This window comes from Methanocaldococcus indicus, from assembly GCF_049554935.1.
GTDB classification, from domain to species: Archaea; AGJL01; Methanococci; order Methanococcales; family Methanocaldococcaceae; genus Methanocaldococcus; species Methanocaldococcus indicus.
On the sequence record NZ_CP186926.1, the window covers coordinates 1,030,011 to 1,046,366 of the forward strand.

The following is a 16,356-nucleotide window of genomic DNA, read 5'->3' on the forward strand; positions in this document are numbered from 1 at the left end:
CTATCATCATTGACGCATAAAAAAGAATAATAAAATTTTTAGATTTTTAAGAGTTCTCTACCTTTTGAAATAACTATTTTACATGGCATTGGTAATTTCATAGCAGCTCTTCTTAAAGCCTCTTTTGCAGCTTCATACTTATCTGGATTTACCCAGATTGTTAAAACAGCTTGTCCTTCTTTAACTCTTGCAGCTGTTCCTATTGGCTTACCAAAAGCCAACCTCATACCATCAGAAATCCTATCTGCCCCAGCTCCTGTAGCCATTTTGTGCTCTCTTAATACTTGGTGTGGATATACTCTAATTTGGAATTTATATCCCATTCTACCGCACATTTTTGCAATATACTTGTTTGCAGCAACTCTTGCAGCTTCTAATGCATTGTGTCTTATTTGAATATCTTTTGTAGATACTAAATCTACTTGAACTGGAAAGTCAGCAGATAAATTACCCATAATGTAATGGACAACTTTTGGTTGTGGAACTCCTTTTATATACTCTTTTCTTGTGTATGGTGGTTTATCTACATCTCTATAACATCTGTTTGGTCTTAAAGAAGCCATGTTTTCACCTAAATAATATTTATATTATTCAATGCTTTATTTTAATGAGTTAATAAAAATAATTTGTTTTAGTTTATATAATTTATTATTAGATAATGAATTCAAATTTTTAAAGGCCTATTAAAAATACTGGCACAACTGAAAGGAGCATGATAACTGCAATAATTATAGCAATTATTTGTCTTTTAGTTAAATTTAACTTTTTATTTTTCTTTTTCATACTCCATCATCTCTAAATATGACTTAGTTATTATATTCTCCTTACTAATATTTAAAAGCTCTAACAAGTTTAACAACTCCTGCACATCATTTTTATTATATTCTTCAGCTTCTTTTTCTAACTCTATAAATGTCCCTAAACCTTCAACATCATCAATACAAACAGTTATATTATTATCTTTCTTATATATTTCTCTGCATTTTTTTATAACTCTAACTTCTTTAAATCCAAGTTTTTTTAATATGTTTTTCATCTTTTCTTTATCTTCTATTCTAACTTCTATCTCTTCTCTTGATTTAGATATCTTATCTAATTTAGGGCCTTTGTATGTTAAATAATAATTTCCACATACATCTCTTATTCTTAAAGCTTCATCAGTTTCTTTAAAATCTCTATCTATGCCATTAAAATATATATCCTCTTGATACTCTTTCTTAACAAAAGAAAAATTTAAAGATTTTAATTTTTTTATGATTTCTTCTTTATTATCTATCTTTGCTTTAACTTCAATCTCAAACATAATCTCACAAAAAAAATAAAAAATTAGCTTCTTGCTTTTCTTCTTTCTCTTTTCAATCTTCTTAATCTTTTCTTATACCATTTCCATCTCATTCTACCCTTTTTCTTCCATCTTCTTGAACTTCTTTTTATGTTCCCACCCTCTTTAAAGTTTTTTTGTTTTAAATAAATATAAAAGATATTTAAACTTTTTTACTTTAACCAGTGTGCTCTTTCAACTTTTATATAGCCATTTTCTGACTTAGAGAGTTTTAGAAACTTTTCTCTAAACTCTTTATCTATTTTAGGTTCATCTTCTCTTAAAACATTCTTTTTATCAATTATATAGTAACTTTCTTCACCTTCTAAATCAAATTTTTCAAGTATTTCACTAAACTTGTTTATAATCTCTTCAGCTTCCTTAATTATCTTTTCTTTCTCCATAAATTATCCCAACAATCCTACATCTTTAAGAGCTTTTTTTAATATTTCCTTGTTTTCTTCTTTCATTTCTGTAAGAGGACTTCTTAATTCACCAGCAGGAAACCCTAAAAGGTTCATTGCAGTTTTTATAGGAATTGGATTTGTTTCTATAAATAAAGCTTTCATTAGAGGATACAACTTATAATGTATCTCTCTTGCCTTTTCAAAGTTGTTATTTAAAGCTGAATATACAAGCTCTTTCATCTCTTTTGGTAAGATGTTTGCTATAACACTAACAACTCCTTTACCACCTAATGCTAAAATAGGTAGTGTTAGCTCATCATTTCCAGATAAAACCTCTAAATCAGTCTCTAAAATTAACTCAGAAACTTGTGAGAGATTTGGATTAGCTTCTTTTACAGCTACAATATTACTATACTCATTACTTAAATATTTAGCTGTTTCTACACTCATATTCACTATGCATCTTGTTGGGATGTTGTATATTATTATTGGCAAATCTACACTTTCAGCTATTGTTCCAAAATGTTTTTTTAAACCTTCTTGAGTAGGTTTATTGTAATATGGAACAACTGATAAAATAGCATCTACTCCAACATCCTCAGCAAATTTAGAAAGTTCTATAGCTTCTTGTGTGTTGTTAGAGCCAGTTCCAGCTATAACTTTTATTCTCCCATCAACAAACTCAACAGCTTTTTTTATTACTTCTTTATGTTCATCATGTGTAAGTGTAGGACTTTCCCCAGATGTTCCTACAACTACTATTCCATCAACATCATTCTCAATTAAAAACTCAATATTCTTTTTTAGTCCATCAAAATCAATGTTGTAATTTTTAAAAGGAGTAATAATAGCAGGATATACACCAGAAAACATAAATAAATTCACCTTTGCATCTGTTTCATTTTATGAGTAATATATCCCGCTATTCTGTTTCTTAATCTTTTTGTAGATATCTCAGCTACGTCTTCAACTCTTTTTTTATTTTCTTCAAAATCTGTGGTAAAGTAATCTTTATACTTCTTTATTAACTCCAATGCTGTCCTTTTTATAAAGAGTTGTCTCACTCTTCCCATTTTTCCACCTTTTTTATATGTTTTTCTTGAAGTTGTTTGTTATGTTCAATTAATATCTTAAATATTTGAATGGCTATGTTTTCATCTACATTATAGAGCTTACAAAGTTTTTTTATACTTTCGTATTTATATTTTTCCCTCAATGGGTCGTTAATATTTAGTCCTAACTTATATTTAATATTAGCTATATCCTTAGCCAACTTATTTCTTTCTGCAATAAGTTTTATAATGTTTTCATCTATCTCATCAATCTTTTTTCTTATACTTTCAAGCTCTTTCATAGATATCAGGGATTATTTTGGTTTTGCATTAAATAATAGTTTAAATAAAGATAGTAGTAAATAGTATAAAAAATTAATATCTAACCTCTAAAATACCCCTATCCCACTCTAAATAATGGCCTATATCACCAACTTTTGATAAATCAATTATTGGAACAATTGCAGGAGTTGGAGAAATTCCCATCCTCTTCTGGAAATCTGTCTGTTCTTGGAAAGTTCCACTATTAACTAATACTACTCCTCTATAAATATCATATCCATTTATATGAATATGCCCAGTATGTAAAATATCAATATCTCTATCAATAACTAAATAATCTTTATGTTCTGGAGCTATTGGGCATCTACCACCATAAGTAGGACATAATAATCTTCTTTTAATTAGTTCTCTCATAATTGTTGCAGGATTTTCATAACTTGCTGTTTTTATTTGACTGACTAAGTCATCAAAACTCCTACCATGATACAGTAATGTGTCAAAACCATGTATATTTAAACAGCAAGGATTTCCTACAAAATACATATTGTCTCTGTTGAACAACTTTATTATATCATCTGGTAATCTTGGTTGAGGTTCAGCAGGTCTAACAGCATCGTGGTTTCCAGGAGATATGATAATAGATATATGCTCTGGAATTTGTTCTAAATATAATGCTATCTCTTCATACTGAGATAGAATATCTATCTCATATAAATCTTCCTCTTGTCCAGGATATACTCCAACTCCATCAACTAAATCTCCTGCAATACAGATATACTTCAATCTACTAACAACTTTTTCCTCTAAACAGTCATTTACATCTCCATTTAATAGTTTTATGAGTTTTTCAAATTCTCTATGTAAAAATTCTTTACTTCCAATGTGGATATCTGATAAAAACATCATATATATTTGTTCATTAATCTTTTTTGGTGGTTTTGGAGTAATAGAAGGTCTAATTATTTTATCAACAATAATCATATTATTGTTAGATACCTTTCCAATAGCTCCTATAACCTCATCTAATAAGATATCATCAGGAATATCTTTATTGTCTATTTTTTCTTTTGGAATTAAAAGAGTAGCTTCATCTTTAGTATCTTCTATTTTAACTCTTAAATGTCCTGTTTTTGTATAACTAACCTCTGAAACAATGCCAACAACAAAAATATCATCATAGCCCTTATATTTGTTTATTTTATCTAAGTCAATTGGTTTTCTATTTGCTTTTTTAATAATAAATTTTTTTAATCTTTCATATCTATCTTTAAAATATTCAATAAAATCCTCAATTGTCCCTGTACATGTTGATTTCCCTGTTACATCAGAATCTTCATAAATCTCTATTTTTTCTTCTATATCTTTTGCTATCCAGTTTATTCTGCTATTTACACTTTCCTTAATTTTTGAGATATATGAAAATCTTCTTTTTCTATCTTCTAAGTACTTGTTCTTATCCTCTATTTTCTTATCTTTATCTACTTTATTTAGCTCTTCAATCTTTTTTATTATTTCTTCTTCATTAATTTTTTTCTCTTTCTCTATTTTTTCTTCTTTTTTATCTTCTTCTCCTGTATAGTATTTGATAAAGTCAAAATCTTTATAATTCTCTATGATGTCCTCTAAACTTTCAGTTAAAAAAATATCTAAAAACTTCTTGTCTAAGAGTATAAATCTTTTGTTATATTTTTTAAATTCTTTAATTTTGTTTATTAAATCCACTATCTTATTGTAATTCTTTAAAAATTCATAAACCTCTGGGGATAATAAAACCTCTAACTCTAAAAATCTCTCTATCATAGCAATCATCAAAAAAGTAAAATTAATTAGAATCTTCTAATATTTGGATTTATTAAATTTCTTTCAATATTCCATATTTCATTTAAAACATTAGAACTTAAATTACATCTAATAAATGGAGAGTTGCAACTTATTGCTAAGTGTGCAATAGTTGAATTATTACCCTCAAATATTGGAGATAGTCCTTTATCTGATATGTAGTTTGAGTAATAGCATAAATCTGTTAAGCTGCCAATATCATAAGGATTTACTTTAACAAAATCTACATCCTCATACACTTCATTTGTACAAATAAACCCATCAAAATCTAATGTTTCATCAACTTCTAAATAATCTACTAATGATAAGTCCTTATCTTTTAAAATATCTTTCTTACCACTTATTCCTAAAAGAACATCTAAATCTTCATCCTCTTTTAGTTCATCAATATACTCTCTAATTTTTGGTAGTTCTTCAAAAACATCATTACATCTATATGCTCCATCTAAGCATAAATCTCCATAATCTTTTAATTTATTTATAATCTTTTGATAAAACTCTATAATTTCCTCAACTGATTCAGCGTTTATAATTGGAAATATTTCAATATTATTTTTGTCTTTTAAAATAGCTGATGCAACAGTTGGTAAGTCAATGGTTATGGCTCCTCCTAAGAATTTGTAAAAAGGTATATCCAAAGCATTTGCAGCAGCTCTTCCTATACTAATAGAGACTCCCATACAAACACTTGGAGAAAGATTTAAGCTTGATACAACAGAATCAATAAACTCAATATCTAATGGTGAGTAACCAATAACCTCAGGAGATACTATATTTTCAATCTCAGAGATGACATCAGAGTTAGCAGATATAACATCATATCCAATAGATATGTTTGTTATAGTTGTAATCATTATTTTTTTTTCAAGATTTTTAAAAATCTCTTTTGCAGAGATTCTCTCAATAACAATACTCAAAATTATCCCTCTATTTTTCTTCTTCTAATAGGTTTTAATGGTGCTTTTTTTTCTTCCAATTCTTTAAAAGCTATTTTTAAAGCACTATCTTTAACATCTACTAAGGCATAAGCTCCTTCTGATATTTGTAGGCTTCTTGCTCCTAATATTCTTGCTACCTCAAATTTTGTTAATTTTTCCATAAATTTCCCTCACATAAATTATTAAATATTTTAAATGGTGGGGCCGCCGGGACTTGAACCCGGGTCGCACGCCCCCCAAGCGCACAGGATAACCAGGCTACCCCACGGCCCCTATAAGAATGTTTCATCATGAGCTATTAATTCATCAATAATCTCTTTACCATCTTTACTAATTCTATAAGATATAAACATTCTTCTACAACAATACTTTTTAATTCCTAAATCATCTAAAATATCTTTTGGATTTTCTCCATTTAATAATCTTCTTTTATATTCTTCAAAAACCTCAGAGATAACATTTCCACAAGAAAAGCATCTAATTGGGAACATCATATTTAGCTCACCTTTTTTTAATTATTACTTAACTCCAAATAATTATATATAGTTAAAAAAGAAATAATAATTCAGTAAAATAAAATAATTTATCTGTAAGATTTTTGTCTTTTTGCTCTTGGACCTTTTGTAGATCTACTTGGTTTGTGTGGTTCTGTTCTTCTTGCATCACTAACTAACAATGTTCTATCATAAGCTAAGAATTTATCTCTTAACTCTTTACTTCCTGTAAATTCAACAATTGCTTTACCTATTGCTGTTCTTGCAGCATCCATTTGTCCCATTACTCCTCCGCCTTTAACTGTAACATCTATATCAATTTGACTAATAATTTCCTCTCCAGCTAATAAAATTGGCTCCATTAACTTCATTCTTTTATATTTAGGTTCTATTAACTCAATAGGGACTTTGTTTATTCTTATTCTACCTTTTCCTTCTCTTGCCACAGCTCTTGCAATTGCTCTTTTTCTTTTCCCAACTGTTAGAACTACCTTACTCATAATATAATCACCTTTTAGAATTTAGCTCCCAAGTGTTTGCTAACTTCTCCTAATGTAATATATTTGTTGGTTGTTAGTTCTTTTATGTAAGGTGTGTTTTCTTTTTCTGTTCCTAAACCTTCATCTGCTTGCAAATTCAAAGGATTTCCAACATATACCTTAACTCTTTTAAAAGCTTCTCTTCCTTTAGCTTTTTTGTAAGGTAACATTTTTCTAATTGTTCTTCTTAATATATCATCTGGTCTTCTTGGGAATTTGGGACCAAATCTTCTTGGATTAGCTACGTTTTTCTTCTCTCTTTCTTCTCTATATTTTTCTAAAATCCACTCTCTATTTCCTGTTATAATAACTTTCTCAGCATTAATAATAGTTATTTCTTCTCCTCTTAAAACTCTTTTAGCAACTTCTGAAGCTAATCTTCCTAATATTGCCTTTTCAGCATTTATAACTGTCATAAGTGTTTCACCTTATTTAACCTATTATCTTAACATTTGAACCTTTTGGATTTCTTTTTATTAACTCTTCTATTGATATAGCTTCCCCACCAGCTTCTTTAATTAATCTTCTTGCTTTTTCTGTGAAGGCATAAGCAGCTACTACTACTTTTTTCTCTAATTTTCCAGCTCCTAAAACTTTTCCAGGAACTACAACAACATCTCCATCTTCAGTATATCTATTAATTCTACTAATATTTACTTCTATTCTTTTTCTTCTTGGTTTATCTAATTTCTCAGCTACTGCTCTCCAAATTTTTGCATCATTTTTATGACTTTCAATTTTGAGTGTTTTAATTGTTTCTACTAATTTTGAATTTGTAGCTTTTGTTCTTATTTTCATTTCATCCACCTTTATAGTGTTTCAATTTGGTTTAATAAATCCAAAGCTTTATTTTTTAAAATTTTTACAGCCTCTTCTAATATTTCTTCACCACTCATTTGCCCAAATGTTTCAACTAAAAACTCTACTTCATCATCAGATAGTTGTTTATATACAGCATTACATGGTTGCCATTTTGCATGAACCTTACCAATTCCTGGAATTGCTTCACACTCAATATCAACTTTTTGCCCTTTACCTAATTTAATTATTGGAATGTTTTTAAAAGCTACTTCTCCATTCTCAGATACTAAATCTTTTGAGTATAATGTGCAAGGCCCTTCTCCTTTTAATTTAAAAATAATAACTTCTTCATCAGAAGTAGGTTTTCCCTTTATAGGGATAAGTCCTAATCTATGAGCTAAAATTTCATCATCCATAGATGAAGAATTTTCATAAATATAAACATTTTCAATAGCATAGGTAGGAACTTCAGAAATCATAATTCTTCTAATAGCATTAGAAAAAGATAGGGGAGCTTTCATCCTAAAAATAAATTGCTCCCCAATTCTTGTTTGTTTTTTTTCTTTAATTGTAAGCAAATAGCTTCACCTTATTTTTTGTAGGCCTTCTTTGGAGTAGTACCATCATGAGGAATTGGTGTAACATCCTCAATTCTTCCAATTCTTAAACCTGCTCTTGCTAATGCTCTAATAGCTGCCTGAGCTCCAGGACCAGGATTTTTTTGACCACTTCCTCCTGGAGCTCTAACTTTTATATGTATGTTTGTTACTCCTCTCTCTTTTAATATTTCAGCTAATTTAAAAGCTGCCTGCATAGCTGCATAAGGAGAACCTTCATCTCTCTGATTTCTTGTAACCATTCCACCAGATATTCTGGCTATTGTTTCAGCTCCTGTTATATCTGTTGCATGAATAATTGTGTTGTTGTAGGATGAATATATATGAACAATTCCCCATTTTTCTTTTTTTTCAGCCATTGTTACACCTTTTTATTCTTGTGTTTCTTCCAATCCTATAATTTTAGCTCTTTCAGGATGGTCATTGTTGTTAAATGGTGAGTTTTTTGCATAAGTTATTTTATCTTCTTCCTCAACTTTAACCATATAACTTGGGACAGTTACAACTCTTCCATTAACTGCTATATGCCCATGTATTATCAATTGTCTTGCTTGTCTTGGAGTTCTTGCTAATCCTTTTCTAAATACAAATGTTTGTAATCTTCTATCTAAGATATCTTCAACAGTTAGAGATAAGACATCATCTAATGTTGGATTATCTTTAATTAATATCCCATACTTTCTTAAAACATCAAATAACTGTTTCTCTTCAATTAATGCTTGTTCTGACCTATCTCCAATTAATCTTCTTGCTTGTCTTCTATATTTTCTTAATATTGTTTCAGCTTTCCAAACTTCTCTTTTTCTTCTTAAACCATACTTTCTACATAATTCTTTTTCTCTTTCAATTCTTTCTTTAATCCATGGATGATTAGGTGTTTCATACTTCTTTTTATATCTTCTTCTTGGGTCTCCCATTTAATCACCTTATTTCTTTCTTCTTGATACTCCAACAGTTGGACCTCTTCTGAATGTACTTTTTGTTCTTTGTCCTCTACATGGTAATCCTAATTCGTGTCTTATACCTCTATAACATTTAATTCTCTTCAATCTGTTAATATCTTCTTGTTTAACTATCATTAAGTCAGATTCAATAACGTGTTTATCTTCTCCAGTTACATAATCTTTTCTTCTATTAAACATCCATGAAGGAATTCCAAAATTAGCTGGATTTTGTAAAACTTCTTCTATTTTTTTTACTTCTTCTTCTGTTAAATAACCAGCTAATTTGTTAGGGTCTATGTTTGTAACTCTTACAATAGCTCTTGCCATTGCTTCTCCAACACCATAAATGTCTTGGAGAGCCATTATTATCTTCTTGTTACCATCAACATCTGTTCTTGAGATTCTAAGTAAATATTTAAACTCATTGTTATTTTGAGTTTCAGCCAAGTTAATCCCTCCAGATTTACCTTATTTTAACGTGTTTGAATTAAATAATATAATAAAAAAATAAGTGGCGCGGAGGGGGGGATTTGAACCCCCGCGGGGCAAAGCCCCATGGGATCTCCAGTCCCACGCCGTAGCCGGGCTTGGCTACCTCCGCACTCTAAAAACAAAAAATAATAAAATAACTAATCTATATAAATTACTTTCGGTTTAATTTATTAAAATATTTGAAAATTTATTGAGCAGATGGTTGCATAATACTTTGTAATTTTTCTTGGAACTCTTTTAATTTTTCTTTTAATTTTTCTTCTTGTTTAGATAAGGTTTTTAGTCTTAATTCTAATGTTTCTATTTTGTCTTTTAATTCTTTAATAATTTCATCTTTTTTTCTTTTTATAAACAATCCACCAATCAGTATATAAACATATTCATAGTCACTTTTCTCTAATTCTTCTAATGCTTTTTGACTTTCTTTTAACTCAGTTTCTACACCTTGCTTTTGCATTAAAATCATTTGTAATTGTTGTTGTAATTGTTGGAGTTGTAATAGTTGAGCTTGAATTTGTGGAGGAACACTCATAAAATCACCATATAGTTTTTTTGTAGATAATATAAAAACATCTTATATATATAAATTTTCATTATAAAATTTGAATTGTTAAATGATGGATTAAGTAATTAATTCAGAAAATCTATTGTAACACTCTAATGCATCTTCAATTTTACCCAACTTTTCTAATGCTACTGCTTTTCCATACCATGCTTCTGGAATAAATGGATGATGTTCAATAACATAATCAAAACATTTTATAGCTTTTTCATATTCTCCTAATTTGTTGTATATTACCCCACTAAGTAAATATAATTTTGGGTCTTTAGGATTAATTTCTTTAGCTTCTTTAATGTATTTTTTAGCTTCAGATATTTTGCCTAAAATAAAATTAATCTCTATGAGATAATTAAGAACAGTATGATGCTTTGGATTTAAATTATAAGCTTTTTTAAATTGGTTTAGAGCATCTAAATATCTCCCTAATTTAAAATAAATTTTTCCAGAAAGAATAAGAGCATCTAAATTTTTTTCATAAATATCTAAACTTTTATTAATAAAATTTAAAGCTTCATCAAATTTTCCAAGGTCATAATAAAGCTCACCAAGTTCATAATATACAAAGGGACACTTTTTTTGTTCTTTAATAATATTATTTAACATATTAATAGCTTTATCATACTCACCAAATTTTTTTAATAGATAGTATAATATAGCTGATACTAATAAATCACAGGAGTCTTTTTCATAAATCTCTAATAACATTTCTTTTGCTTTTTCTACTTCACCATTTCTTAAATATTCCAAAGCTTTAAATAACATATTGTAAATAACTAATTTCTTATCCGACATAGTTCCACACAAGGAGTTTTATTTTTGCTTTTCTAACCTATATGTCTTTTGACCATATAAATAAATTTCTAACTGTTCAAAGGTAATTGCAATGTATAACATAATTTTGGCTAATTCAGCATTAGAATTGATTCCAAAAGAACTAAAAGTTAAAAAATCAAGAATATATAAATATGATATTTTAGATTCAAACTACCACTACAAATACATGAGAAATTTGAAAGATAAGGAGAGAAGAGGTAGGCCTGATATAGTTCATTTTTCACTACTAACTATCTTAGATAGCCCTATTAACTATGAAAGAAAATTGAAGATATTTGTTCATACATATAACAATTTAGTGTTGGAAATATCTCCTGAAGTTAGGTTGCCAAGAAACTATTTTAGATTTTTGGGAGTTATAGAAAAAGTTTTAAAAGGAGATGAAAATAGATTTATTAGAATTTATGAATCAAGTTTAGAAGAACTACTTAATAAGATACAAACTAAAAATATTGCATTATTAACAAAAAAAGGGAAATTAGTCCATCCAAAAGAATTAAAAAACTATGATACTTTTTTAATTGGAGGATTTCCTTATGGTGAAATACTTATAGACGAACATAATATTAAAGGAAAAGTAAATAAACTCTCTATATATAAAAGAGGATTAACAGCTTGGACAGTTTCTGGAATAGTGTGCTACTCTCTATATTACTTATAAATTTTATAAATGAGAGTGAATATAAATGATTACAATAGTATTAGGGACAAGACCAGAAATAATTAAACTTTCCCCTATAATTAGAGAATTGATGGACAAAGAAATTGATTTTAGGATTATTCACACAAACCAACATTATTCAAAAAATATGGACAAAATTTTTTTTGAAGAGTTGAATTTACCAAAACCAGATTATAATTTAAATGTAGGCTCAGGAACACATGGAGAACAGACAGGAAAGATGATAATGAATATAGAAAAAGTTCTATTAAAAGAAAAACCAAACATAGTTATAGTTCAGGGAGATACAAATACAACACTTGCAGGGGCATTAGCAGCTTCAAAATTAAAAATAAAAGTGGCTCATGTTGAAGCAGGATTAAGAAGTTTTGATAGAAATATGCCTGAAGAAATAAATAGGGTTTTAACTGACCATATAAGTGACTATCTATTTGCTCCAACAGAAATAGCTAAAAATAACTTAATAAATGAAGGAATTAATGAAAATAAGATATTTGTTGTAGGTAATACTATTGTTGATGCAACTTTACAAAATTTAACTATTGCTGAAGAAAAATATAAAATTGAGGATAAAGATTATTTCCTATTAACTTTACATAGAGCTGAAAATGTAGATAACAAAAAAAGATTGCAAAATATTATAAATGGAATTAATGAAGTTATAGAAATATACAACAAAGAAATAATTTTTCCAGTACATCCCAGAACTTTAAAAAGATTAAAAGAATTTAATTTATTAGATAAACTAAATAAGAATATTAACATTATTGACCCAATAGGTTATTTAAAATTTTTATTGTTAGAGAAGTATGCAAAATTAATTTTAACTGATAGTGGAGGAGTGCAAGAAGAAGCTTGTATTTTAAAAGTTCCATGTATAACTTTGAGAGACAATACCGAAAGACCTGAAACTGTTGAAGTTGGGGCTAATATGTTAGTTGGAGATAGTAAAGAAAAACTAATTAATTCAATTAATATAATGCTTAAAAAAGAAAAAAATTGGAAAAATCCTTTTGGTGATGGAAAATCTGCTAAAAAAATAATTAAAATATTATTAAGGTGTTAATTTATGTGCTTAGCTGTCCCATGTAAAGTAATTGAAATAATAGAGGAGAACAATGAGAGATATGCAATAGCTGAGTATAGAGGAGTAAAACAAAAAGCAAAATTAACACTGTTGGATGATGTGAAAGTTGGAGACTATATCCTTATACATGCAGGTTATGCAATAGAAAAAATGAGTGAAGAAGATGCAAAATTAAGTTTAGAAGCTTGGAATGAACTATATAAAGCTTTAGAAGAAGAATAAAAATAAAAAAATCAAGTCTTTTTTAACCAAACTATTTTAATTTATTCTGGTTCAACTTTTACAGCTTTTGTTGGACAAACATCTTCACAAACTCCACAAAAAGTACATTCTTCTTCTCTTGCTACAACTACTTTATCTCCTTGAATTTCAAAAACTTCCATAGGACAGTTATTTACACATTCTGCACAATCTGGACCTCTACATAAGTCATAGTTTATCTTTACAGCCATTATTATCACCTCATATTAAAAATTTAATATTAACTATATTACCAAAGTCATTTTATATATTTTTCTAACTTATAAAAATTAAGCATTTCGTTAATGAACTTAGTTTTACAATCACCACAAAATTTATATACCTCCTTATAAATTATTAAATCTAACATCTAACACACAAAATGTGTAATCAAATTCATAAAAAATATATTAGGTGAGTAAATATGGCAAAGCAAAAACCAGTATTAAACGTAGCATTTATAGGACACGTCGATGCTGGGAAATCTACAACAGTAGGAAGATTATTATACGACAGTGGAGCTATTGACCCACAGTTATTAGAAAAATTAAAAAGAGAAGCACAAGAAAGAGGTAAAGCAGGATTCGAATTTGCTTATGTTATGGACAACTTAAAAGAAGAAAGAGAAAGAGGAGTTACAATAGATGTAGCTCACAAAAAATTCGAAACCAAAAAATATGAGGTTACTATCGTAGATTGTCCAGGACACAGAGATTTCATTAAAAACATGATTACAGGGGCATCACAAGCAGATGCTGCTATATTAGTTGTTGATGTAAATGATGCTAAAACAGGAATTCAACCACAAACAAGAGAACACATGTTCTTAGCAAGAACATTAGGTATCAAACAAATAGCTGTCTGTATTAACAAAATGGATACTGTCAATTACAGCCAAGAAGAATACGAAAAAATGAAAAAAATGTTATCTGAACAGTTATTAAAAGTTTTAGGATACAACCCAGACCAAATTGACTTTATTCCAACTGCATCATTAAAAGGAGACAACGTTGTTAAAAGATCCGAAAATATGCCATGGTACAAAGGACCAACATTAGTAGAAGCAATTGACAAATTCCAACCACCAGAAAAACCAGTTAATTTACCATTAAGAATACCAATTCAAGATGTATATTCCATTACTGGAGTTGGTACTGTCCCAGTTGGTAGAGTAGAAACAGGTATTTTAAGACCTGGAGACAAAGTTGTCTTTGAACCAGCTGGTGTAAGTGGAGAAGTTAAATCTATTGAAATGCACCACGAACAAATCCCACAAGCAGAACCTGGAGACAACATAGGATTTAACGTTAGAGGAGTTAGTAAGAAAGATATAAAAAGAGGAGACGTTTGTGGTCACCCAGACAATCCACCAACAGTTGCAGATGAATTTACAGCACAATTAGTTGTCTTACAACACCCAACTGCTATAACAGTTGGTTACACACCGGTCTTCCACGCACACACAGCACAAGTTGCTTGTACATTTATTGAATTATTAAAGAAATTAGACCCAAGAACAGGGCAAGTTATTGAAGAAAATCCACAATTCTTAAAAACTGGAGATGCTGCAATAGTTAGAATAAAACCAACAAAACCAATGGTTATTGAAAACGTTAGAGAAATACCACAATTAGGAAGATTCGCTGTTAGAGATATGGGTATGACAATTGCTGCTGGAATGGCAATAGATGTCAAACCTAAAAACAAATAAATTCTTTTAATTTTTTTATTTTTTAATTTTCAAGATTAATATATTAAAATAAATTATGGTGATAGGATGAGAAAAGCAAAAATAAAATTGACAAGTACAGACCATGTTATATTAGATGAAGTTTGTAGGCAAATAAAGGAAATAGCAGAGAAGACAGGAGTTGATATCTCTGGACCTATCCCATTACCAACAAAAAAATTAAAAGTTACTGTTAGAAGAAGTCCAGATGGAGAAGGTTCATCAACATTTGATAGATACACATTAACAATTCATAAAAGATTAATATATATAGATGCAGATGATAGAGCTTTAAGACACATAACAAGAATTAGAATTCCAGATGGAGTACAAATAGAGATACAAATCTAATTTTAAAATCTAAATAATCATAAGCAAAAAAAGGTAGTAATCTGAATAATGAGGATTACTACCAAAAAATTCTTTTTTATTTTTGTATAATTAATTTTTAATAGATTTTCTAGTTCAAAAAAATTTAAAAAAAGAAAAAAATTTTATTTATTTAAAGTATCTGTCTAATAATCCTTTTAATATTCTTGCATGTCTTGCTTCATCTCTACTTGATTCATCAAAGTAGTCATGAGCTGGGTCTATATCTAACTCTTTTGCTTTTTTAGCAGCTTCTTTTTTCTCTTTGTTTGCCATACATTCTCCTTTTAACATCATTTCTAAGTTTTCTTTTAAGTTATCTGAAATAACTCCATTCATTTCAGCAAAGTGAGCTGCATGTTCAGCTTCTTCCATAGCTATTTTTCTTAAAGCAGCTGCAACTTCTGGTAATCCTTCTCTTTCAGCTTGTCTTGCCATAGCTAAGTACATTCCAACTTCTTTGCATTCTCCTTCAAAGTTTGCTTGAACAACTTTCTCTAATTCAGTTCCTTTTGTAACTCCTATTTTGTGCTCATTTATTAAGTCTAATTTTTCCATTTTCTCACCTAATAATCTTTTTTTCTGTTTAATTATTTATTTAGAATTAGTATTTATAATTTACTGTCCTAATTTTGGACTAAAAACTGCTAAAATAGTTTGAAATTAGTCAAAAGACATAGGAGAGTCATTAATTGTAATATTTTTTTCTTTAAACCATTCTGCATATTTTTTATCAGCTTTTTGTATGTGCATAATTAGCCAACCAATTAAAAAAGAAACAACATATCTTAAATTGACTTCATTTTCATCTATTTTTTTTAGTTCATTCTGGACAATTACTTTAACAAAGGTATCATGTATCTTCTTATGTCTTTCATATTCAGGATAATTATATTTTTTCATTATTTCTTCTTCATGTTTAAAGTGTTTTTTAGTGTATTCTACAACTCTAATCTTTAAAAGTTCTTTAGCTTCTTCTTTTTTACCTTCTTTTAATAGTTCAAAAATTCTATTAAGTGTTTCAACTAAAAATTTATGCTCTTCATCAAAAGCTCTAATGCCACATTCAAAGTCCTCACTCCATTTTATTATTTCCATAATTTATCACCAAAAAATAAAAATATAAA

At 28.6% G+C, this 16,356-nt stretch carries 27 protein-coding genes and 2 tRNA genes; 5 read left to right on the plus strand and 24 right to left on the minus strand.

Going from position 1 to position 16,356, the window contains the following annotated elements; genetic code table 11:
• Positions 1-38: 38 nt before the first annotated feature.
• From rplJ to ACPB8Q_RS05955, 21 genes are all read right to left on the minus strand, one after another.
• Positions 39-563, minus strand: coding sequence for a 50S ribosomal protein L16 (gene rplJ / locus ACPB8Q_RS05855; RefSeq protein WP_423792249.1), 525 nt, complete (start codon positions 561-563; stop codon positions 39-41).
• Between the two features lie 203 nt (positions 564-766).
• A complete protein-coding gene (gene cyaB / locus ACPB8Q_RS05860; RefSeq protein WP_423792250.1) occupies positions 767-1,303 on the minus strand; it encodes a class IV adenylate cyclase in 537 nt (178 codons plus the stop codon).
• A gap of 191 nt (positions 1,304-1,494) precedes the next feature.
• Positions 1,495-1,725 (minus strand): Asp-tRNA(Asn) amidotransferase subunit GatC, encoded by a 231-nt coding sequence (gene gatC, locus ACPB8Q_RS05865; RefSeq protein WP_423792251.1) that lies wholly within the window; start codon positions 1,723-1,725, stop codon positions 1,495-1,497.
• Positions 1,726-1,728: 3 nt separating this feature from the next.
• Positions 1,729-2,601 carry a 4-hydroxy-tetrahydrodipicolinate synthase family protein gene (dapA, locus tag ACPB8Q_RS05870; protein ID WP_423792252.1) on the minus strand — a complete coding sequence of 291 codons (873 nt, stop codon included), beginning with the start codon at positions 2,599-2,601 and terminating at the stop codon, positions 1,729-1,731.
• A gap of 8 nt (positions 2,602-2,609) precedes the next feature.
• Complete coding sequence (locus tag ACPB8Q_RS05875) at positions 2,610-2,801, minus strand: 30S ribosomal protein S17e (protein WP_423792253.1); 192 nt, start codon at positions 2,799-2,801, stop codon at positions 2,610-2,612.
• Positions 2,789-3,082, minus strand: a complete 294-nt coding sequence (locus ACPB8Q_RS05880; RefSeq protein ID WP_423792254.1) for a chorismate mutase — start codon at positions 3,080-3,082, stop codon at positions 2,789-2,791. Before ACPB8Q_RS05880 ends, ACPB8Q_RS05875 begins: the two co-directional genes overlap by 13 nt.
• A 73-nt stretch (positions 3,083-3,155) precedes the next feature.
• Entirely contained in the window at positions 3,156-4,868 is a 1,713-nt protein-coding gene (locus ACPB8Q_RS05885; RefSeq protein ID WP_423793417.1) for a DNA-directed DNA polymerase II small subunit, read from the minus strand.
• Positions 4,869-4,888: 20 nt separating this feature from the next.
• A complete protein-coding gene (locus ACPB8Q_RS05890; RefSeq protein ID WP_423792255.1) occupies positions 4,889-5,818 on the minus strand; it encodes a hypothetical protein in 930 nt (309 codons plus the stop codon).
• Between the two features lie 2 nt (positions 5,819-5,820).
• On the minus strand, positions 5,821-6,000 hold the full coding sequence (locus tag ACPB8Q_RS05895; RefSeq protein ID WP_423792256.1) for a DNA-directed RNA polymerase subunit K: 180 nt from the start codon (positions 5,998-6,000) through the stop codon (positions 5,821-5,823).
• A 35-nt stretch (positions 6,001-6,035) separates the two neighbouring features.
• Positions 6,036-6,112: transfer RNA gene (locus tag ACPB8Q_RS05900), tRNA-Pro, on the minus strand.
• Entirely contained in the window at positions 6,112-6,333 is a 222-nt protein-coding gene (locus ACPB8Q_RS05905; RefSeq protein WP_423792257.1) for a DNA-directed RNA polymerase subunit N, read from the minus strand. Before ACPB8Q_RS05905 ends, ACPB8Q_RS05900 begins: the two co-directional genes overlap by 1 nt.
• Before the next feature lie 89 nt (positions 6,334-6,422).
• Positions 6,423-6,833: a 30S ribosomal protein S9 gene (locus ACPB8Q_RS05910; RefSeq protein WP_423792258.1), complete on the minus strand. Its 411-nt coding sequence runs from the start codon at positions 6,831-6,833 to the stop codon at positions 6,423-6,425.
• Between the two features lie 14 nt (positions 6,834-6,847).
• Positions 6,848-7,288, minus strand: coding sequence for a 50S ribosomal protein L13 (locus ACPB8Q_RS05915; RefSeq protein ID WP_423792259.1), 441 nt, complete (start codon positions 7,286-7,288; stop codon positions 6,848-6,850).
• 16 nt (positions 7,289-7,304) lie between these two features.
• Complete coding sequence (locus ACPB8Q_RS05920) at positions 7,305-7,670, minus strand: 50S ribosomal protein L18e (RefSeq protein ID WP_423792261.1); 366 nt, start codon at positions 7,668-7,670, stop codon at positions 7,305-7,307.
• An 11-nt stretch (positions 7,671-7,681) separates the two neighbouring features.
• Positions 7,682-8,251 (minus strand): DNA-directed RNA polymerase subunit D, encoded by a 570-nt coding sequence (locus ACPB8Q_RS05925; RefSeq protein WP_423792262.1) that lies wholly within the window; start codon positions 8,249-8,251, stop codon positions 7,682-7,684.
• Between the two features lie 11 nt (positions 8,252-8,262).
• On the minus strand, positions 8,263-8,649 hold the full coding sequence (locus tag ACPB8Q_RS05930; RefSeq protein ID WP_423792263.1) for a 30S ribosomal protein S11: 387 nt from the start codon (positions 8,647-8,649) through the stop codon (positions 8,263-8,265).
• A 12-nt stretch (positions 8,650-8,661) separates the two neighbouring features.
• Positions 8,662-9,207: a 30S ribosomal protein S4 gene (locus ACPB8Q_RS05935; RefSeq protein WP_423792264.1), complete on the minus strand. Its 546-nt coding sequence runs from the start codon at positions 9,205-9,207 to the stop codon at positions 8,662-8,664.
• Positions 9,208-9,216: 9 nt separating this feature from the next.
• Entirely contained in the window at positions 9,217-9,681 is a 465-nt protein-coding gene (locus ACPB8Q_RS05940) for a 30S ribosomal protein S13 (RefSeq protein WP_423792265.1), read from the minus strand.
• A gap of 65 nt (positions 9,682-9,746) precedes the next feature.
• A tRNA-Ser gene (locus ACPB8Q_RS05945) sits at positions 9,747-9,835 on the minus strand.
• Between the two features lie 78 nt (positions 9,836-9,913).
• Positions 9,914-10,258 carry a prefoldin subunit beta gene (locus tag ACPB8Q_RS05950; protein ID WP_423792266.1) on the minus strand — a complete coding sequence of 115 codons (345 nt, stop codon included), beginning with the start codon at positions 10,256-10,258 and terminating at the stop codon, positions 9,914-9,916.
• Between the two features lie 90 nt (positions 10,259-10,348).
• On the minus strand, positions 10,349-11,080 hold the full coding sequence (locus ACPB8Q_RS05955; protein WP_423792267.1) for a tetratricopeptide repeat protein: 732 nt from the start codon (positions 11,078-11,080) through the stop codon (positions 10,349-10,351).
• Between the two features lie 91 nt (positions 11,081-11,171).
• Between ACPB8Q_RS05955 and ACPB8Q_RS05960 the strand changes: the two genes are divergently transcribed.
• From ACPB8Q_RS05960 to ACPB8Q_RS05970, 3 genes are read left to right on the plus strand one after another with little or no spacing between them, the layout of a single operon-like run.
• Positions 11,172-11,783 carry a 16S rRNA methyltransferase gene (locus ACPB8Q_RS05960; protein WP_423792268.1) on the plus strand — a complete coding sequence of 204 codons (612 nt, stop codon included), beginning with the start codon at positions 11,172-11,174 and terminating at the stop codon, positions 11,781-11,783.
• Between the two features lie 25 nt (positions 11,784-11,808).
• On the plus strand, positions 11,809-12,870 hold the full coding sequence (gene wecB, locus ACPB8Q_RS05965) for a UDP-N-acetyl glucosamine 2-epimerase (protein WP_423792269.1): 1,062 nt from the start codon (positions 11,809-11,811) through the stop codon (positions 12,868-12,870).
• Between the two features lie 3 nt (positions 12,871-12,873).
• Positions 12,874-13,113 (plus strand): HypC/HybG/HupF family hydrogenase formation chaperone, encoded by a 240-nt coding sequence (locus tag ACPB8Q_RS05970; protein WP_423792271.1) that lies wholly within the window; start codon positions 12,874-12,876, stop codon positions 13,111-13,113.
• A 41-nt stretch (positions 13,114-13,154) separates the two neighbouring features.
• On the opposite strand, the gene ACPB8Q_RS05975 is transcribed toward ACPB8Q_RS05970, so the two are convergent.
• Positions 13,155-13,343: a 4Fe-4S dicluster domain-containing protein gene (locus ACPB8Q_RS05975; RefSeq protein WP_423792272.1), complete on the minus strand. Its 189-nt coding sequence runs from the start codon at positions 13,341-13,343 to the stop codon at positions 13,155-13,157.
• Positions 13,344-13,555: 212 nt separating this feature from the next.
• Between ACPB8Q_RS05975 and tuf the strand changes: the two genes are divergently transcribed.
• Positions 13,556-14,842 (plus strand): translation elongation factor EF-1 subunit alpha, encoded by a 1,287-nt coding sequence (tuf, locus tag ACPB8Q_RS05980; protein ID WP_423792273.1) that lies wholly within the window; start codon positions 13,556-13,558, stop codon positions 14,840-14,842.
• A gap of 66 nt (positions 14,843-14,908) precedes the next feature.
• Positions 14,909-15,211, plus strand: coding sequence for a 30S ribosomal protein S10 (rpsJ, locus tag ACPB8Q_RS05985; protein ID WP_423792274.1), 303 nt, complete (start codon positions 14,909-14,911; stop codon positions 15,209-15,211).
• Positions 15,212-15,358: 147 nt separating this feature from the next.
• Here rpsJ and ACPB8Q_RS05990 read toward each other — a convergent pair whose 3' ends face one another.
• Both ACPB8Q_RS05990 and ACPB8Q_RS05995 read right to left on the minus strand, forming a co-directional pair.
• Positions 15,359-15,787 carry a ferritin-like domain-containing protein gene (locus ACPB8Q_RS05990; RefSeq protein WP_423792275.1) on the minus strand — a complete coding sequence of 143 codons (429 nt, stop codon included), beginning with the start codon at positions 15,785-15,787 and terminating at the stop codon, positions 15,359-15,361.
• 105 nt (positions 15,788-15,892) lie between these two features.
• Positions 15,893-16,327 carry a bacteriohemerythrin gene (locus ACPB8Q_RS05995; protein WP_423792276.1) on the minus strand — a complete coding sequence of 145 codons (435 nt, stop codon included), beginning with the start codon at positions 16,325-16,327 and terminating at the stop codon, positions 15,893-15,895.
• Positions 16,328-16,356 lie beyond the last annotated feature (29 nt).

What these genes read in the sequence shown, in the direction of transcription:
- rplJ (WP_423792249.1), bottom strand. Translation starts at nt 563, where the DNA reads ATGGCTTCTTTAAGACCAAACAGATGTTATAGAGATGTAGATAAACCA.
- cyaB (WP_423792250.1), bottom strand. Translation starts at nt 1,303, where the DNA reads ATGTTTGAGATTGAAGTTAAAGCAAAGATAGATAATAAAGAAGAAATC.
- gatC (WP_423792251.1), bottom strand. Translation starts at nt 1,725, where the DNA reads ATGGAGAAAGAAAAGATAATTAAGGAAGCTGAAGAGATTATAAACAAG.
- dapA (WP_423792252.1), bottom strand. Translation starts at nt 2,601, where the DNA reads ATGTTTTCTGGTGTATATCCTGCTATTATTACTCCTTTTAAAAATTAC.
- ACPB8Q_RS05875 (WP_423792253.1), bottom strand. Translation starts at nt 2,801, where the DNA reads ATGGGAAGAGTGAGACAACTCTTTATAAAAAGGACAGCATTGGAGTTA.
- ACPB8Q_RS05880 (WP_423792254.1), bottom strand. Translation starts at nt 3,082, where the DNA reads ATGAAAGAGCTTGAAAGTATAAGAAAAAAGATTGATGAGATAGATGAA.
- ACPB8Q_RS05895 (WP_423792256.1), bottom strand. Translation starts at nt 6,000, where the DNA reads ATGGAAAAATTAACAAAATTTGAGGTAGCAAGAATATTAGGAGCAAGA.
- ACPB8Q_RS05905 (WP_423792257.1), bottom strand. Translation starts at nt 6,333, where the DNA reads ATGATGTTCCCAATTAGATGCTTTTCTTGTGGAAATGTTATCTCTGAG.
- ACPB8Q_RS05910 (WP_423792258.1), bottom strand. Translation starts at nt 6,833, where the DNA reads ATGAGTAAGGTAGTTCTAACAGTTGGGAAAAGAAAAAGAGCAATTGCA.
- ACPB8Q_RS05915 (WP_423792259.1), bottom strand. Translation starts at nt 7,288, where the DNA reads ATGACAGTTATAAATGCTGAAAAGGCAATATTAGGAAGATTAGCTTCA.
- ACPB8Q_RS05920 (WP_423792261.1), bottom strand. Translation starts at nt 7,670, where the DNA reads ATGAAAATAAGAACAAAAGCTACAAATTCAAAATTAGTAGAAACAATT.
- ACPB8Q_RS05930 (WP_423792263.1), bottom strand. Translation starts at nt 8,649, where the DNA reads ATGGCTGAAAAAAAAGAAAAATGGGGAATTGTTCATATATATTCATCC.
- ACPB8Q_RS05935 (WP_423792264.1), bottom strand. Translation starts at nt 9,207, where the DNA reads ATGGGAGACCCAAGAAGAAGATATAAAAAGAAGTATGAAACACCTAAT.
- ACPB8Q_RS05950 (WP_423792266.1), bottom strand. Translation starts at nt 10,258, where the DNA reads ATGAGTGTTCCTCCACAAATTCAAGCTCAACTATTACAACTCCAACAA.
- ACPB8Q_RS05955 (WP_423792267.1), bottom strand. Translation starts at nt 11,080, where the DNA reads ATGTCGGATAAGAAATTAGTTATTTACAATATGTTATTTAAAGCTTTG.
- ACPB8Q_RS05960 (WP_423792268.1), top strand. Translation starts at nt 11,172, where the DNA reads ATGTATAACATAATTTTGGCTAATTCAGCATTAGAATTGATTCCAAAA.
- wecB (WP_423792269.1), top strand. Translation starts at nt 11,809, where the DNA reads ATGATTACAATAGTATTAGGGACAAGACCAGAAATAATTAAACTTTCC.
- ACPB8Q_RS05970 (WP_423792271.1), top strand. Translation starts at nt 12,874, where the DNA reads ATGTGCTTAGCTGTCCCATGTAAAGTAATTGAAATAATAGAGGAGAAC.
- ACPB8Q_RS05975 (WP_423792272.1), bottom strand. Translation starts at nt 13,343, where the DNA reads ATGGCTGTAAAGATAAACTATGACTTATGTAGAGGTCCAGATTGTGCA.
- tuf (WP_423792273.1), top strand. Translation starts at nt 13,556, where the DNA reads ATGGCAAAGCAAAAACCAGTATTAAACGTAGCATTTATAGGACACGTC.
- rpsJ (WP_423792274.1), top strand. Translation starts at nt 14,909, where the DNA reads ATGAGAAAAGCAAAAATAAAATTGACAAGTACAGACCATGTTATATTA.
- ACPB8Q_RS05990 (WP_423792275.1), bottom strand. Translation starts at nt 15,787, where the DNA reads ATGGAAAAATTAGACTTAATAAATGAGCACAAAATAGGAGTTACAAAA.
- ACPB8Q_RS05995 (WP_423792276.1), bottom strand. Translation starts at nt 16,327, where the DNA reads ATGGAAATAATAAAATGGAGTGAGGACTTTGAATGTGGCATTAGAGCT.